Below are 16,900 nucleotides of genomic sequence, written 5' to 3' on the forward strand. Positions count from 1 at the left end.
AGCCACTGATCCGGCTTACGGCACACCCTCAGACGTGCCTCCGACGGCGCAGCAACCCGAGGAAACCTAGCCCAGCCAAGAGAGCGATCGAGGGTTCGGGAACGACCGCGCCGTTGAGGGTAAAATTGTCAATCCGGTGAATGGGCTGGGTAAGAGTGTTTTCGTTGTCGTAGAGGTAGATTCGAAACTCGATTGGTCCGGCAAGACCCTGGTAAGCGGCACCGCTGAGATCGATGTCGAGATTCTCGTAGTAATAGCCAGTGGCGCCCTGATCAGCCGCCGTAAAGCTCTTCGATCCAAGCACGTCAGGCACCGTGAAGCCGTCGACACTCGAAAACACGGAAGCACCCAAAGTCTTTCCAATGCCATCAGGGACAGATACCCCGTTCAGCGTATATCCCAGATCGACCGTGAGGCTGGTAAGGTTCAGTTCGAATCCGGTATCGGGGGTGATGGTGACCGTGACGTATTGACTGTCGCTGATGGCACCTGAGAGGTTGCTTTCACTGGTTCCATTGACGCGGGCGAATATGTTGCCACCAGAGCTGAAGCCCGTGTTGGTTGTCATGGCAGCATTGAAGCTGAAGCTCGAAGCGGTCAAATCACCTGCCGAGGCGGTCACCGCCGCCCTCGACGCCGCGTCACTCCCGGTAAATTCGTAAGAGGCCAACACGACCGCTTGTGCTCGGGAGACCAAGACAACGGCCGCTGCCGCAATGAGGAGAGTGGAAATGGATTTCATGAGCTTGACCTTAAAAATCTGCGCCAAGCCTAGCGACCTCCCCAATTCGCCGCAACACGTTCCAGCGTTTTTCCTTTCGCTTTTAGCGTCGATTGGCTGAACTTAAGCGCATGACCCGCGCACACCGCATCCTGATTTACACGGACTTGGAGCACACCGCCCGGCGGCAGATGGTGCAGGGGCTTGGGCGCTACGCACGGGAAGGTCACCGCTGGCAGCCGATGATCCCGTGGGCGGATCTGGACCTGTGGTCGTTGCCGGAGGGAATGGAAGTGGACGGGGTGATCGCCTTTCCGAACACCCGGGAGAGGATCGATTTCCTGCTCGGATTGCCGTGTCCCGTGGTCTGCGTGGGTCCGCACTTTTCCGAGGTGAAACTGCCGCGGGTCGATTGGGATGACGTGCTGGCGGGGCGGATGGCGGTCGGGCATCTGGCAGGTCTGGGGATGAGGCGGATCGCGTTTGTCGGCACGGATTTCGGGCTCGGTTACGTGTCCAAGCGCTTGCAGGGTGCACGGCTTGCGGCGGCGGAGCACGAATTGGACATCGATGCCCTTGAACTGGAGCCCGGCGGTCACCGGGCCGGCAAGGCGGCGGCGGTCACCAAAAGCGCGATGAAGTGGTTGAAGGGGCTCGAACCGCCCTTCGGCGTGCTCGCCGCCACGGACATCACCGGCTTCGACCTGCTCAACGCCCTGCGGAGCGCCGACATCGCGGTGCCGGAGCAGGCGGCGGTGATCAGCATCGGCGGGGACAACGTGTTGTGCCCGTTTTGCGACCCGGCGCTTTCGAGCGTGGAACTGCCCGGCGAGCAGGTGGGCTACGAGGCGGCGCAATTGCTCAATCAATTGATCGACAAGCAGAAGCCGGCGAAGGAACTCCGCGTACCTCCCCGGCGGGTGGTGGCTCGGCGCTCGTCCAACATGGTCGCCACCGGCGACGAGATGGTTCGCCGGGCCTTGACCTTCATCCGCGAGCACGCGAGCGAACCGATCGGCGTCGGCGACGTGCTCGCCGTCGTGCCTTTGTCGCGGCGTCCGCTCGAGTTGCGGTTCAAGCGGGACACCGGGCGCACGCTGCAGAAGGAGATCTGGCGGGTGCGCCTGGAGCGGGCCAAGGAAATGCTGATCGAGACCGACCTTCCGGTCGCCGAGATCGCCATCCGCTGCGGGTTCAGCGAGCCGCAGCGGATGACCGAGGTGTTCGGCCGCGAACTCAGCGTGGCACCTGGATCGTTCCGCCAATCCCATCGGCTCACAGGTGGCAGCAGGTGATCCCTCTTCGGATCATTCCATCAGACGCACAAAGCGAAAAGAAAAACGCTGGAACGTCTTGCCTTGGATGGACGGCAACTGATATCTCTACCCAGTTGAAGGTGGTAGTCAGGAAGAGTTTCGGATGCCGCTTTCGTGAGCCATTCCCCAGTGGCCCCCTCAACAAAACCTATGATATCGGCCCAACCACAAAGAACCCATGAAACCTGCATTTTGCTTCTTCCGCCTCCCGTTTGCCACTGCCGCCCGAATGCTCGACCAAGATCTCAGCCGGATAGCAGGAGTACTTGGCATCGGCACGGTTGCCGCCCTGATGCTCGCCGCGACGGCGGGTGCGCAAATCTACAGCGACAACTTCGATGACAACACCAACACCGGCTGGACCTACCTGGACCGCAGTGGCGGCACGACCCTCATGACCACGACTGGCGGTTCGGGGACCTCGCCGTCCTTTGCCGAGCAGAACCAGCAGTTGGAGCAGACGGTGGCGAACTACACCTTCCCCATCGACGCGTTGAATAGCATCCCTTCGATTGGTGGGATTGCCCTGTCGGGGTCCGGAGTTGTCACCACCAGCCATTACGCGATCACTGTTGTTTTCGAAAGTTTGGAGCCCGGCAACAACAACCAGGATCATTGGATTGTTTTCGCTTATGAGGATGAGGACAATTTCATTGGGGCGACAGTGCTGGGGAACAATTTGTTGAGACTGTTTCAGATCGTCGATGGCGAGAGTACCCTGGTCTACGACGGCGTGGGCGACATCACCTTCAGCCATGACCCGACTCCCATTACTGTCGAAGTCAACACGGCCTCCGGCGCGGTGTGGGCCAGCTACGGTGCGGGGCCCAAAGTCCTGCTCGCAACAGGCCTGACGATCCCCAACGGCCAAAACGGGGTAGGCTCGAACAACGACGCCTACACGATTGACAACTACAGCATTGTGGAAGTCACCGATATCACGGCCCCGTCCTGGACCGCGACTTACCCGCAAGCTGATACGGAGACGGTTGACGGCTTCACCGCACGTGCTGCGACCAACGAGCCGGGCACCGCTTACTACGTGGTCGTGGCCGACGGTGCCACCCCACCCACTTCGGTGGAAGTCAAGGCAGGCACCGGCTCGGGCGGCTCGGGTGAAATCGCCAGCGGCAGCATCGCCCTGAGCACAGCCGACACCGAGAATACCGCGGCCGTAACTGGACTCGCGTCCAGCACCGCCTACGACGTCTACTTCGTGGCGGAGGATGGCTCTGCCAACCTGCAGGCCAGCCCACAGAAGGTGGACATCACCACGACTTTGGCAGCAATCACGCTCAATCCCAGCTTTGACAGCATAGGGCGATTCAAGGCCAGCGGTGGCAATACCGATCCCGTAAACGCCAGCACCGGAAACCTTGGGGTGGGACCGGTCTCGGGTTCCGACGACTACTTCCGCAGCTACCTGACATTCGACCTATCGGGTGAAAGCACCGCCACCGGCGAGTCGGTCCTGACGCTCTCAAGCACTGGCTTTACTTCACGGGACGAAGCCAACGACCTCGAACTTGAGCAGACCTTCACCTTGTATGCATTGGCGTCGGATTGGGACGGCACAACCGCGCCCGGACCCAACCCGGGAACCATCCTCGGCACGGTCACACTCACCATCACAACCGGCGACGACACCCAGTACCTGAGCTTCAGCAGTGCGGCCCTGACCACCGCCTTCAACAACGCGGTCGGCGGCAATCTCTATCTCGGCATCCTTTCGGACGGCGAAGGCCTCGCACCTGCTGCAAACGACCGCAGTTTCAAGTGGTTCGGCAGCAGTGAAGACCCAGGCGCAGAGCCGACCTTGACCTACGTCGCCGCCGCTGGCGGAGAAACCTTCACCGACTGGATCTCGGGAAAATCCGGTGTCGGTGGGCAGTCCGCGCTGGGTGACGATCCCGACGGCGACGGCAACGACAACGGAGTGGAGAACTTCTTCGGCACCGAGCCCGGGATCTTCTCCGAGGGCCTCGTGGTGACCGCGGTCGACACCGGTGCCGGGACCTTCACCTTCACCCATCCGCAGGGTTCGCTCGCGAGCGACCTGACCGCCGGCTACCAATGGTCCACCGACCTCGCCATCTTCCACGACGATGGTGCCTCCAGTGGCGGAACGACCGTCAACTTCTCGACGGTGCCGGATCCTGTGGTGGCAGGCACTCCCACCACCGTCACCGCGGCCGTGACAGGGACCGCGATCCAGAAGCTGTTCGTGCGGGTGGAGGTGACGCAGAATTGATGCCGGAAGCATGGAGGGCCGCTGCGAACTCGGTTGCCTTTAAAAACGGGCAGCCGATTTTTCGATTCATCTCTGGAAATCACACAACGAACGACCATGGAGGAAGCATCTCGGTTTGGGACGGCATCAGGCGGACGGACTGCGGCAGCAGTCGCTTTTTGCCTGGCTCTGGCATGGGTGGTGGCACCGGCCGCCGGCCAGCCATTGACCAACGGGTCGTGGACGATCGACCGGATCGACGGCGAGACCGTGCGGCTCACCGGGCCGGACGGCGCGACCGCCGATTTTGGCATGACCTTTCGGGTGTTCCTGGCCACCAGCGATCCCAAGCCGGCAAAGACGCAGGTTTCCGGCGTGGACTACAATGGCGGCACCTCGTGGGTGGCCTCCGTGCCCGACCCGGACAGCGGCATCGGCGGGGGCGACAACCCGGACTGGGGCGATGGCTTCGATCCGGACATCGTGACCAATCCGGGCAGCCGCACCGCCAATTTGTTCAATGCGGCCGCCTCGAAGGAAATCCGGCCGACGGGCGACACGGTCGAGGCGGACGGCATCCGCTACCAGTTCGCCGCCGATCCGACATTTGCCTTCAGCACCCGGATCGCATTCGACGCAGAAACCGGCGTGCCGACGATCACGACGACGCTTGAATCCACCGGAACGGCGTGGTTCTCGGTGGCCTATCTGGGAGCACCCGCCAGTTCGTTCGCGGATACCGAACAGGTCTGGCAGCCGCTCGTCTGGCAGGGTCGGCGGTTTCCATCGACCAGCTATCTAACAGCATCTTACCACTGCCCGGTGCCCTCCACCCTGGTGACGAAGGCGGGCAGCACCGTGGGTGTGGTGGCACATCCTGCGGAATTTCCCTTCATGCCGCTGCCGGTCTTCGAGAACTCGCGCTTCGGCGTGGCGGTGCGCAATGCCGCCGGTGAAGCGCAGCCGATCCTTGCCGCGCCGATCCTCGGCGGGACCGGTTCGCGACTGACAGCCGGACAATCCTTCACCTTCCGCATGTGCCCCTTTGTCGCGACCGGCGACACCACGATCGCCTTCGAGCGCATCGCCCGCGACCTCTACGATTTCCGCGATGTGCGCCACAACCAGATCGGTTCGATGAATACGGCGCTCGACAACATGCTGGCCTACGGGATGTCCGACTACAGCCAGTTTCTCGAGGAAGAGAAAGGCTGTAGCTATGCGACCGACGCGCCGGGCGCGGTGAAGAACGTGTCGTCGCTCAGCCCGCTGGACATGGCGCTGACCACTGACGACGAGACGATCTGGAAGCGCCGTGCCTATCCCTACATCGAATACATGCTCTCGCGGAAAAAGTTCCTCTTCACCACCGACGAGTCGCAGAACATCCAGAATCCCTCCTACACGCTCGAGGGTCCGGTGGCCCCAATCTCCGAGCTGGTCGCGCTGAACCGCATCAGCAACGGCGCGGCTTCCGAAATGCTTGAACTTGCCGAAGCCGAGTATGAGTCCAGCCGGGTCCGCAACCTGAACGTGGCCGAACCGGGGGACACCTGGCAGAATTCCCTCCAGCTCTATCGCGCCACCGGCGACGCGTCCTACCTGCAGACGGCGATCGAAGGGGCCGACGCCTACATCGCGCGCCGCATCACGGACTTGCCCGAGGACTTCAACGACCCGGACGCGGCCCTGTATTTCTGGACGGGGTATGCCCCGCGCTTCATCGACCTCCTGCTGCTCTACGAGGCGACGGGCGAGCAGCGCTTCCTCGACGCCTCATGGAAGGCGGCACGCTTCTTCGCGATGCACTGCTGGTTCGCGCCGCGGATTCCGGATGAAAACGTCACGGTCAACCAGGGGAACCAGGCACCGGTCTACTACTACCTCGAGAAACGAACCGTCGGGCCGATCAGCATTCCGGAGGAAACGGTGCCGGCATGGCGGGTCTCCGCCCAGGGCCTGACCTGCGAGTCCTCTGGCACCAGCACCGGCCACCGGGCGATCTTCATGGCGAACTACGCGCCCTGGTTCCTCCGGCTTGCCTGGCTCAAGGACGACGATTTTCTGCGCGACATCGCCCGCAGCGCGATCGTCGGGCGCTGGATGAATTTCCCCGGCTACCACATGAACACCGCCCGGACCACGGTGTATGAAAAGCCCGACTACCCGCTCCGGCCGTTCAACCAGCTGAGCTACAATTCCTTTCACTTCAACCATATCTGGCCGCTGATGTCGGTCGCGCTCGACTACTTGGTCACCGACGCGGAGACCCGCTCGGATGGAGCCATCTCCTTCGAGCGGGAATTCATCGAAGGCTACGCGTACCTGCAGAGCAGCTACTACGGCATGCGGCCCGGAGAATTCCATGGCGAGCAACCGGTGCGCCTGTGGATGCCGAAGGGACTGGCCGAGGTGTCGAGCAACGAACTCAACTACATCGCGGCCCGCGGGGAAGACACCCTCTGCCTCGCCTTCACCAACCAGAACTTCAGCGAGGAAGCCGCCACGGTGACGCTCGACACCGAGTTGGTGCCCGCCCTGTCCGGCCGCACCCGCACCGCCCGGGTGTGGATCGACAACCAGCCCGCCGCTGCCGTACAGGTTTCCGACGGACGTTTCTCCCTGACCGTCCCGGCCAAGGGCATCGCGGCGGTGATCATCGACACGACCGAAGTCGTTCCGGTTTTCCAGGAGGGGTTCGCCGATCTTTCCGAGTCGGATGCGTGGGTCGAGGGACATCTCGAGTGGACCGACCCGGCTGCCCGGGCGATGATCCTGAATTTCGGATCCCGTTACCGGTCCTTCTACTTTTACCTCAAGGACAGCAAGAGAGCCTTCAGCCCGTTGCGATTGCGCTACGAAATCGACGGTCGCTACGGCGAGGCGGCGGATGCGGATTTCCCCTGGGAGTTCACCGTGCCCCTCGGGTCCGGGGATGAATCGGTGCTCTTCGAATTGGAAGCCACCCGGCCCGACGGTGTCGTGGAAGCCTTCGGTCCCAGCGTGCTGGTGAAGGATGCCTCCGGTGGATTTCGTCTCGGTGACTCGACGGCCACCCGCCGCGTCATTCCCGGCTCGACCGCCGCGCGGGTGCCGGGTCAGCGCCTGCTCGCGGACCGTGGTGCCGCCGCATCGAGGCGGGTGGTGATGAAGGCGCCGGACGGCCGACTTCTCGACCATGCCGATGGCACTCCGGCCCTCGGAGAGTCGGCCCGCACGTGGCTCCTTGATGAAGTCGCCCCGGGGCAATTCACGCTCCGGGACGGTGTCGGCGGCCACTACCTCGCCCTGAGCTCCACGGATGGGGTCGAGCCACTGCGCGAGGTCTTCGCCTCGTTCGACCAGCGGATCGAAAGCACCTCGCCTTCATCTCCGATCGCCGCCCACTGGAGCCTGCGCGTGGGGCCGCTGGGCGGATCGGAAGCCGTGCGCTCGCTGCTGAACTTCGATCTAACAGGGCTTCCGACGAACCCCGACTCGGTCGAGTTGAGGTTGGTCCGTGGGGCGAACGCGGCCGGCGACCCGGCTGATCTCGACCAGGATTTTGCGGTCTATCAACTGGCTCGCGGTTTCGTGAACGGCCAGGCCACCTGGCTCTCGGCCGGCACCGGCGTGCCGTGGACGCCCCCCGGCGGCGATGTGGCCGGAGACGCATTGGTTTCGATTCCCTACAACCCATCGGCTGCCGGCGAAGGACAAGCTCTCGTCTTCCCGGATCAGCCGGCATTTCGCTCAGCGGTCGAATCGGCCATCGCGGCGGGCACTCCGTTCAACCTGCTGATTCGCTCGAACCGGGAAGACAACCTGCAACGCAGCGAGGCCTACCTCGCTTCGTCCGAGCAGGAGGCGACGATCGCCCCGCGTCTGGTGCTCGATTACCGCACCGCCTTCGCAGCCGGTGCCGAAGTGGTGCTCGATGCCGCGGGTGCGGACCGCTTCGCCCTCAAGCCGGTCTCCGAGGGCGGGCAGGCGCTGATGCATCTGGAAAGCGGTATCCATCTTCTCCCGGGCGCAGATGGAATCGTGCTCGCCCGCGACATCGGAGCCGACGCGGGCTGGACACTCACGCCGCCTTTGTCCTCCCGGATCATTCTCGGATCCGAGGGCGCGATGCTGTCCGGCTCCGGAGTGGATCGAATGGTCGGTGTCGCGCCTGCCGGCACCACCGGAAACGCCCTCCGCTGGGAAGTCTTCGAGACACCGGACGGCACCATTCGGGTCGTGCATGCCGCCAGCGGTCAGTTCCTCACGCTGGTCGAGGAGGCCTCCGAGTGGATCCAGGTTCCGATTGTCGAAGACATCCGCATTCGTTCAAGCGACGAAGCCCAGGCGATCGACGCGGACCTCGCGGCGGGTTCGATCAATGCCACCACCAGCTTCCGCTCGCTGATGCGCTTCGACCTCTCCGGCCTGCCGCCGGGCTTCACACCCACCGATGCCGAGCTCGCGCTCGACGTCCGGATCCGGGACGCCACGTCGGAAGGCGCGGCGCACACGCTCCAACTCTTCAAGCTCACCCAACCCTACCGCTTCACCGGAGCGACCTGGACCACCGCCGGACCCGGCCCATGGAACCAGCCTGGAGGCACCCACGATCCCGCCGTACTCGGCACGGCCGCGGCGAATCCGGCGAACGTCAACCCGGGTCAGGACCTCGTTTTCCCGGGCAACGCTGCTTTCGTATCCGCCGTGCAGGGCGCGTTGGCGGGCGAGCTCGACCTGCTGCTCCGTTCCGACCGCGAGAATACCGGACGCAGCTTCTTCTGGCTGGCGTCGAAGGAGGACGACGGCGTGAACGGCCTCGAAGGCCCCAGGCTGCGGGTGCGCGGGACTGCAGGCCACCGACTCGTGCTCCGGCCGCCGGGGACCGAGGGGGCCCAGGCCTTCCGCTGGGTCGATGCCGGGGAGGCGGGCACGCTCCTTCAGGAAACGGCGTCCGGACGATTTCTCACCACCACCGGCGGCAGTCTGGAAACCACTCTCGATCCGGCGGCCGCCACCGCCATCCAAATCACCGAGCCCGAATCCGGATCCTCACTGGATGGCAGCCAGCTCGACACGACCTACCTCTGGACCTGGTTCGGCGCCGTCGATCCATCGTCGCACCCGTGGCATTTCCACACCGAACTCGGGTGGGTCTATGTCGGTTGGCAGGGAACCGATTCGCTGTGGGGCTGGATGGATGGCATGGGGTGGATCTACACCAGCGAACTCGCCTATCCGCTGTGCTTTTCCGAGCAACGGAAGGAGTGGATGCTGGTCGAGCACCTTCCGGATGAAGGGGAGGTCTGCTTCACCGGATTGAGCTCCCACACGGAGCACAGGCGTCCTTCGGCCGCGGGCTTCGATGTCTCCGCGTGGCTGGAAATGGGAGCGATTCCGCCACCGCCGACCTCGCCGCCGCAAGGCCCCGCCGACTTCCCGCCGGATACCGAGCCTGTCCTCGCCCGATCCACCCGCCTGCTCAAGGGGCCCGACCCGGATGCGTGGCGGCTGGTGACCTACGGAAATCCCGAGGAGGCGCTCGTTCTCCGGGAAAGTTCCGATTTGAACACCTGGTCATGGGTCGATGAACTGCATCCCATCGATCGCGGACCCATCATTTTCCAACTCACCCGGGCGACCGACGCAGCCTTCTGGCGGACCGGACCATGATCGGTGGGTTCGTCATCGCCGAACTGGACCTCGCCCTGCCGGATTCTGCGGATGGGTGGAACCCGTGACACCCGATAGAATCCGACCCGACCCTCCATGCACTCCGCCGACTGGATCGTCCTCAGCGCCTACCTCGCCGCCACGGTGGGGATCGGCGTGCTGCTGGGGCGCAAGGTGAAGAGCACCGCCGACCTGTTCGCCGCCGGCGGGGCCTCGCCGTGGTGGGCCAGCGGACTCAGCGCCTTCATGACGATGTTCTCCGCCAACACCTTCGTGGTGTGGGGCGGCATGGCCTACGAGCACGGCATCGTCGCGATCATGGTCAACCTCTGCTACGGCATCGCCGCGCTGCTGGCGGGCTACACGGTCGCCGGAAAATGGAAGCGGCTCGGCATCCGCACCCCGGCGGAATTCGTCGAGCGCCGCTTCGGCAAGGGCGCGCTGCACTTCTACACCTGGTCGATGATGATCTACCGCATGGTCGGCGCGGCGGGCGCCCTCTACGCCATCGCCACCCTCACCGTGGCGGTGACCCGCGGCAGCGACACCGCCGTCAGCGTCGGCGGAATGCCGCCGGAACTGGTCACCGCGATCCTGATCTTCGCCGCGGTGGTCGTCCTCTACACCATGATCGGCGGATTGTGGGCGGTGCTGATGACCGACGTGATCCAGTTCATCGTGCTCAACGTCGCGGTGATCTTCGTGGTGGCGCTGATCCTGCTCGATATCGGCGGGCTCGGCGGCTTCATCGCGCAGGCCCCGGAGGGTTTCCTGTCGCTCACCTCGGGGCGCTACACCTGGTTCTTCCTCTTCGGCTGGGTGGCGATCCACTACTTCATGATCGGTGCCGAGTTCGCCTTCGTGCAGCGCTACCTGTGCGTGCCCACCGCGCGCGACGCCCGCCGGGGCACGGTGCTGTTCGGCTTGATGTATCTCTTTTCGCCGTTCCTCTGGCTGCTCCCTCCCCTGCTGTGGCGCGTGCAGAGCCCGATCCCGGAAGGGGCGACCGACGACATGATCCGCGTCCTCAAGGAGGAGGCCTACATCAAGTCCTGCCGCCATGTCCTGCCCATCGGCATGGTCGGGCTGATGATGGCCGCGATGTTTTCCGCCACGGCCAGCCTGATCAGCTCGCAGCTCAATGTCTTTTCCGGTGTCCTCACCCATGACATCTACCGTCCGTTGAGGAACCAGATCACCGACCGCAGCCTCCTCCTTGCAGGAAGACTCTTCACGCTCCTGTTAGGCGCCGTGATCGCCGGCATCGCCCTGTGCATCCCGATGCTCGGCGGCGCGGAGCGGGTGATCATTTCCATCACCGAGCTGATGGTGGTGCCGCTGCTCGCGCCCATCCTCATCGGCCTGCTCAGCAGGAAGGTGAACGTCGGCGCCCTGTGGCTCACCGCAGGGATCTGCATTCCGCTGGGGCTCATGCTGCACTTCAGGCTGATCGTGCCGCCACAGGACAGCGCCATCGGACAATGGCTCTTCGACCAGTCGAAGACCTTCGTCGGCGTGGTGCTGCCGATGGTCATCGTCCTCGTCGCCCACCTGCGGGCGCGGGGCGTCGACCACCGCTGGCGGCGGATCGAGGCACTGCAGGCCGCCGAGACCGAGGCGGAAGCCACGCGAACCGGCAGGGCCGACGCCGCCCCGGCGCGCATCGTCGGCTGGAGCATGGTGGTGCTCGGCGCCGGCATGACCTGCCTGATTCCGCTCAATCCCGGCCAGCGGAGCATCATTCTGCTCTTTGCCCTCCTGGTCGCCGCCATCGGGCTCGCGATGCTCGGCGGCGCAAGATACCTTCAATCCCGCAACGCTTCATGATCCACGAAGGCCCCACCACCATCCGGCAACTCAAGACCGAAAGCCCCGAATCCGACCTCGTCGTCGTCGGCGGCGGACTGGCGGGCACCTGCGCCGCGATCGCAGCCGCCCGGGAAGGCCTGCGGGTGGTCCTCGTCCAGGACCGCCCGGTCCTGGGCGGCAACGCCTCGAGCGAGGTCAGGCTGTGGGTCCTCGGCGCGACCTCCCACATGGGAAACAACAACCGCTGGTCGCGCGAGGGCGGCATCATCAACGAGATCCTCGAGGAGAACGTCTATCGCAACCGCCAGGGCCATCCCTACATCCTCGACACCATCCTGTTGGAGAAGGTCGTCGAGGAACCGAACATCACCCTGTTGCTCAACACGGCGGTGCATGAGGTCGAGAAGAGCGACCCGGACACCGTGTCGGCCGTTGTCGCCTTCTGCCCGCAGAACTCGACCCGCTACGTACTGCGCGCTCCCCTTTTCTGTGACGCCTCGGGCGACGGCATCGTCGCCTTCCTCGCTGGCGCGGCCTTCCGCATGGGGGCGGAGTCGGCGGATGAGTTCGGCGAGGGATTCGCGCCCGATGAAGGCTACGGCCACCTGCTCGGCCACTCGCTGTACTTCTACACCAAGGACGTCGGCACGCCGGTCCGCTTCACCGCCCCGAGCTGGGCGCTCAAGGACGTCAGCGGCATCGCCCGCCACCGCCGCTTCAACACCAACATGCAGGGCTGCAACTTCTGGTGGCTCGAATACGGCGGCCGGCTCGACACGGTGCACGACACCGAAACGATCAAGTGGGAGCTGTGGAAGGTCGTCTACGGCATCTGGGACCACATCAAGAACTCCGGCGAGCACCCCGAAGCGGAAAACCTGATCCTCGAATGGGTCGGACACATTCCGGGAAAACGCGAAAGCCGCCGCTTCGAGGGCGACTACCTCATGCGCCAGCAGGACGTCATCGGGCAGACGCCCTTCGAGGATGTCGTCGCGCATGGCGGCTGGGCGCTCGACCTGCATCCCGCCGACGGGGTCTATTCCGAGCGCGCCGGCTGCACCCAGTGGCACGCCAAGGGGGTCTACGGCATCCCGTGGCGTTGCTACTACAGCCGCAATATTTCGAACCTGTTCCTCGCCGGCCGCATCATCAGCGCGACCCACGTTGCCTTCGGCTCCACCCGGGTGATGGCGACCTGCGCCGCTGGCGGCCAGGCCGTCGGCACCGCCGCCGCTCTTTGCCGCGAGCGCGCCTGCCTGCCACGGGAGATCGCGGGCGACGATGCCCTGCGCGAACTCCAGCAGCGACTCGACCGGGCCGGCCAGTTCCTGCCGGGGATCGATCCCGACGACCCCGACGATCTCGCTCCCGCCGCCACCGCCACCGCAAGCTCGCAGTTGCGACTCGGCGAACTTCCCGGCAATCACGCCTGGTTGCGGCTCGACAGCGGCTGGGCCATGCTGTTGCCGCTCGCGGAAGGTCCGTGTCCGGTCTTCGGCTTCGAGATCTCCAGCGAACAACATGGAGCACTCCGTGTCGAACTCCGGCGGGCCAGGAAGGCTGCCAACTTCACGCCCGATGAACTGATCGAGGCGATCGAGGTCCCCTTCCCCGAGGGCGAAACGCGCATCGAGGCCCGCTTCCGCACGCCGGTCACGCGCGAAGGCTACCATTTCGTCAAACTCAACGAGCACCCGGCCATCCACGTCCGGCTCAGCGATGAACGCCGGACCGGCGTCCTCGCGGTTTCCAACGCCTACAACAAGGCCGTTGCGACCTCGAGCATGCAGACACCGCCCGAGGAAACCGGAATCGATTCCTTCGAGTTCTGGCTCCCGAAACGGCGCCCCGAGGGTCGCAACCTCGCCATGACGATCAATCCTCCACTCGATGTCTTCGGTCCTGCCAACGTGACCCGGGGCCCGGCACGCCCGACCCGCACCGTGAATGCCTGGGTCGCCGACCCCGCCGACCGGGAGCCGGAACTCGTGCTCACATGGCCCGAACCGGTCCAGATCGGCCGGGTGATCCTCGAATTCGACGCCGACTGGGACCACCCGATGGAGAGCGTGCTCATGACCCACCCTGAAGAAGTGGTCCCGTTCCTGGTGCGCGACTTTGATCTCCTGGATGAGGCGGGCGACGTTGTCGCGGCAGCCCGGGACCACCGGTCGGCTCGCTTTGACCAGCCATTCCCCCATCCTTTGACGACCCGCCGTCTGACCCTGCGCGTGCATGCGACCCACGGCTCCCCGGCGGCCGTGTTCCGGATCCGTGTGCTGCCCTGAACGATGATCCATCCCGCCCCGCGCGGCAGAGGCGGTTTTCTTTCAGCTCCGTGATGCCACGAAACTCTGGCAGTTTTCCTTTCCGACCGGGCTCCGAAGCTTTAGGAATCCAGATACTAAACTTCAAACCCATGTCATCCGCATCCGCGACCACCCCGCTCCGCGACGCCGTGATCCGGCTCGCCGGTTACTCCCAGGACGGCATCCAGTCGATCGGTGGATTTCTCGCCCAGCTTGCCGGATCCACCGCCCAGGACGTCATGACCTACATGACCATCCCAAGCACCATTTCCGGCGGCCCGAGCATCTTCCAGGTCCATCTGGGCTCCGGCGAGGTGCTCCACCCCGGTGACGAGGCCGACACGCTGGTCGCCTTCTATCAGGATTCCTACGAGGACCACCTCGGAGCGCTGCGCGACGGTGGCATCTGCTTCTACGACAGCGACCAGGTGACCGAGTTGAAGGAAGAGCGCGACATTCGCCACATCGGAGTCCCCTTCACCTCGGCCTCGATCGAGGCGATCGGCGGCTCCGCCAAGGACCGCGGCAAGAACATCTTCGTCCTCGGCATGCTGTGCGCCGTCTACAAGCTCGACCGCGAGAAACTGGTCGAGATCATCACCCGCAAGTTCGGGAGGAAATCCGAGGATGTCCTGCGCAACGCGCTGCTGGCCTTCGACGCAGGTTACTCCTATCCGGTCCACGACATCAACCACATGCCCTTCGCGCCCGGCGAGAACGAGGAGGCCAACCGGATCTCGACCGACGGCAACACGATGCTCGCGCTCGGGCTTATCGCCGGCGGGTGCCGCTACGGCGCCGGCTACCCGATCACCCCCTGGACCAGCATCATGGAGCTGCTCCGCTCCGAACTGCCGAAGTACGGCGGCATGTTCATCCAGGCCGAGGACGAGCTCGCCGCCGTCGCCCTCGCGATCGGCGCGTCCTACGCCGGCCACCTGGCGGTGACCGGTTCATCCGGCCCCGGGCTGTCGCTCAAGTCCGAGGCCATCGGCTACGCCACGATGGCCGAACTGCCGCTGGTGGTGGTCAACATCCAACGGGGCGGACCTTCCACCGGCATGCCGACTTCGGTGGAGCAGTCGGACCTGATGCAGGCGATCTACGGCTCCCACGGCGACTCACCCCGCGTCGTGCTCGCCCCGCGCGACGTCGAGGACTGCTTCTACACCGCCGTGCGCGCCTGCCAGATCGCCCGCGACTACTCGACGCCCGTCATCATCCTCTCCGATCAGGCCATCGCGACCCGGACCGAGGCCTTCCCCGAGCCGGATCTCGAAGAACACTGGGTCGAGCCGATGCTCGATCTCTCGGCCTGCCCGGCCGACTGCAAACCCTACCCGCTCGACCGGATCACACGCCACGCGCCGCCCGGCTGCCCGTCGCCCGAGGGAAAATATCCGGTCGTCACCGGCCTCGAGCACGACGAGTGGGGCCATCCTTCGGCCAATCCGGAGATGCACGAGAAGATGTCGGCGAAGCGCCGCGAGAAGCTCATCAAGCTCGCCAACTCCTTGCCCGCCCCCGACTTCTTCGGCGACGAGCAGGGCGATCTCCTCTTCGTCGGATGGGGTTCCACCTACGGCCCCATCAAGGAGGCCGCCGAGCGGCTCCGCAACGAGGGCTACAAGGTCGGTTCGATCCACCTGCGCAACATCCATCCGCTGCGCAACGGCATCGGCACCATCTTCCGGCGCTTCAAGCACGTCCTCGTTCCCGAGATGAACGACCCCGGCATCTACGGTTTCGGCCAGCTTGCCACCCTGCTGCGGGCCGTCACGTGCAACCCGAACATCCAATCCTTCAACAAGATCCAGGGCCTGACCTTCCGGGTCCGGGAAATCCATGAACGAGCCCTGAAGGTGCTGAAACGGTAAGCCCAGCGCCAGGAAAGCCAATCCCCCATCCCACCCATGAGCAGTTCCACCGAGAAACTCACCAAGAAGCAGCTCAAGGCCGACCACCCGACCTGGTGCCCGGCCTGCGGCGACTTCGCCGTGCTGGCCTCCTTCTTCAATGTCGTCCAGAAGCTCGGGATCCCGCACGAGAAGATCGTCTGCGTGGCCGGGATCGGCTGCTCGTCGCGCTTCCCCTACTTCGTGAATGCCCACGGCATCCATTTCATCCACGGCCGTGCGGTGCCGCTGGCGACCGGCATCTCCCTTTCGCGTCCGGACCTGCATGTCTTCGTCTTCGGCGGCGACGGCGACGGCTACTCGATCGGCGGCAACCACCTCACCCATGCCGCGCGCAAGAACGTCAACCTGTCGTACGTGATCATGGACAACTTCGTCTATGGCCTGACCAAGAACCAGACCTCTCCGACGACGCCGATCGGGCATCCGTCGAAGACCGATCCCCGTGGGGCCATCGACCGACCGATCAACCCGATGGCGCAGCTTGTCGCCAGCGGTGCCACCTTCATTGCCCGCACCCATGCGGCCCAGGTGAAGCACATGAACGAGATGTTCGAGCGGGCCATCCTGCATCCCGGCTTCGCGGTGGTCGAAACCCTCTCGGAATGCACGATGTTCTATCCCGGGTCCTTCGACTCGGCCAATCCCCGCAAGGGCGGCGTCTTCGACCTCGTCGATGAGGAAAACCAGAACCTCGAATCGACCGCCGCGGCGATGGCGCTCGCGGAAGAGGATTTCCCTGGCAAGTTCGGCGTCTACTACGAGACCCGGAGGCCCACCAAGAACGAACTCGAATGGCAGTGGGTCGAGGACGCACAGGCCCAAACCCCCGACCTCTCCGAAAAGGATCTTCTGCGCCAGCGTTTCGCGGGAATGAGGTGATCGGAGCTGAGACGCTCCCATACCACAGGGAGAGCGGTCATCCACTCATGCCGGATCGC

General features: G+C 64.5%; 8 protein-coding genes. 7 read left to right on the forward strand and 1 reads right to left on the reverse strand.

Annotation, left to right across the window (positions count from 1 at the left end):
- Window positions 1-28: 28 nt before the first annotated feature.
- Entirely contained in the window at window positions 29-742 is a 714-nt protein-coding gene (locus tag ACG2LG_RS11820) for a PEP-CTERM sorting domain-containing protein (protein WP_396259223.1), read from the reverse strand.
- Between the two features lie 110 nt (window positions 743-852).
- On the opposite strand from ACG2LG_RS11820, the gene ACG2LG_RS11825 reads away from it, so the two are divergent.
- The 7 genes from ACG2LG_RS11825 (at window position 853) to ACG2LG_RS11855 (ending at window position 16,841) form a co-directional block, all read left to right on the forward strand.
- Window positions 853-2,016 (forward strand): substrate-binding domain-containing protein, encoded by a 1,164-nt coding sequence (locus ACG2LG_RS11825; RefSeq protein ID WP_396259225.1) that lies wholly within the window; start codon window positions 853-855, stop codon window positions 2,014-2,016.
- A gap of 199 nt (window positions 2,017-2,215) precedes the next feature.
- Complete coding sequence (locus tag ACG2LG_RS11830; protein ID WP_396259227.1) at window positions 2,216-4,288, forward strand: hypothetical protein; 2,073 nt, start codon at window positions 2,216-2,218, stop codon at window positions 4,286-4,288.
- A 180-nt stretch (window positions 4,289-4,468) separates the two neighbouring features.
- Window positions 4,469-9,922, forward strand: a complete 5,454-nt coding sequence (locus ACG2LG_RS11835) for a hypothetical protein (RefSeq protein ID WP_396259229.1) — start codon at window positions 4,469-4,471, stop codon at window positions 9,920-9,922.
- Window positions 9,923-10,018: 96 nt separating this feature from the next.
- Window positions 10,019-11,749: a Na+:solute symporter gene (locus tag ACG2LG_RS11840; protein WP_396259230.1), complete on the forward strand. Its 1,731-nt coding sequence runs from the start codon at window positions 10,019-10,021 to the stop codon at window positions 11,747-11,749.
- Window positions 11,746-14,022 carry an FAD-dependent oxidoreductase gene (locus tag ACG2LG_RS11845; protein ID WP_396259232.1) on the forward strand — a complete coding sequence of 759 codons (2,277 nt, stop codon included), beginning with the start codon at window positions 11,746-11,748 and terminating at the stop codon, window positions 14,020-14,022. The genes ACG2LG_RS11840 and ACG2LG_RS11845 overlap by 4 nt, the downstream gene beginning before the upstream one ends.
- Before the next feature lie 131 nt (window positions 14,023-14,153).
- Complete coding sequence (locus ACG2LG_RS11850; RefSeq protein ID WP_396259234.1) at window positions 14,154-15,920, forward strand: 2-oxoacid:acceptor oxidoreductase subunit alpha; 1,767 nt, start codon at window positions 14,154-14,156, stop codon at window positions 15,918-15,920.
- A gap of 36 nt (window positions 15,921-15,956) precedes the next feature.
- Window positions 15,957-16,841, forward strand: a complete 885-nt coding sequence (locus ACG2LG_RS11855; RefSeq protein ID WP_396259236.1) for a thiamine pyrophosphate-dependent enzyme — start codon at window positions 15,957-15,959, stop codon at window positions 16,839-16,841.
- Window positions 16,842-16,900: the final 59 nt, after the last annotated feature.

The sequence above is a fragment of the Haloferula sp. A504 genome, from assembly GCF_044385805.1.
Taxonomy (GTDB): domain Bacteria; phylum Verrucomicrobiota; class Verrucomicrobiia; order Verrucomicrobiales; family Akkermansiaceae; genus Haloferula.

What these genes read in the sequence shown, in the direction of transcription:
- ACG2LG_RS11820 (WP_396259223.1), bottom strand. Translation starts at nt 742, where the DNA reads ATGAAATCCATTTCCACTCTCCTCATTGCGGCAGCGGCCGTTGTCTTG.
- ACG2LG_RS11825 (WP_396259225.1), top strand. Translation starts at nt 853, where the DNA reads ATGACCCGCGCACACCGCATCCTGATTTACACGGACTTGGAGCACACC.
- ACG2LG_RS11830 (WP_396259227.1), top strand. Translation starts at nt 2,216, where the DNA reads ATGAAACCTGCATTTTGCTTCTTCCGCCTCCCGTTTGCCACTGCCGCC.
- ACG2LG_RS11840 (WP_396259230.1), top strand. Translation starts at nt 10,019, where the DNA reads ATGCACTCCGCCGACTGGATCGTCCTCAGCGCCTACCTCGCCGCCACG.
- ACG2LG_RS11845 (WP_396259232.1), top strand. Translation starts at nt 11,746, where the DNA reads ATGATCCACGAAGGCCCCACCACCATCCGGCAACTCAAGACCGAAAGC.
- ACG2LG_RS11850 (WP_396259234.1), top strand. Translation starts at nt 14,154, where the DNA reads ATGTCATCCGCATCCGCGACCACCCCGCTCCGCGACGCCGTGATCCGG.
- ACG2LG_RS11855 (WP_396259236.1), top strand. Translation starts at nt 15,957, where the DNA reads ATGAGCAGTTCCACCGAGAAACTCACCAAGAAGCAGCTCAAGGCCGAC.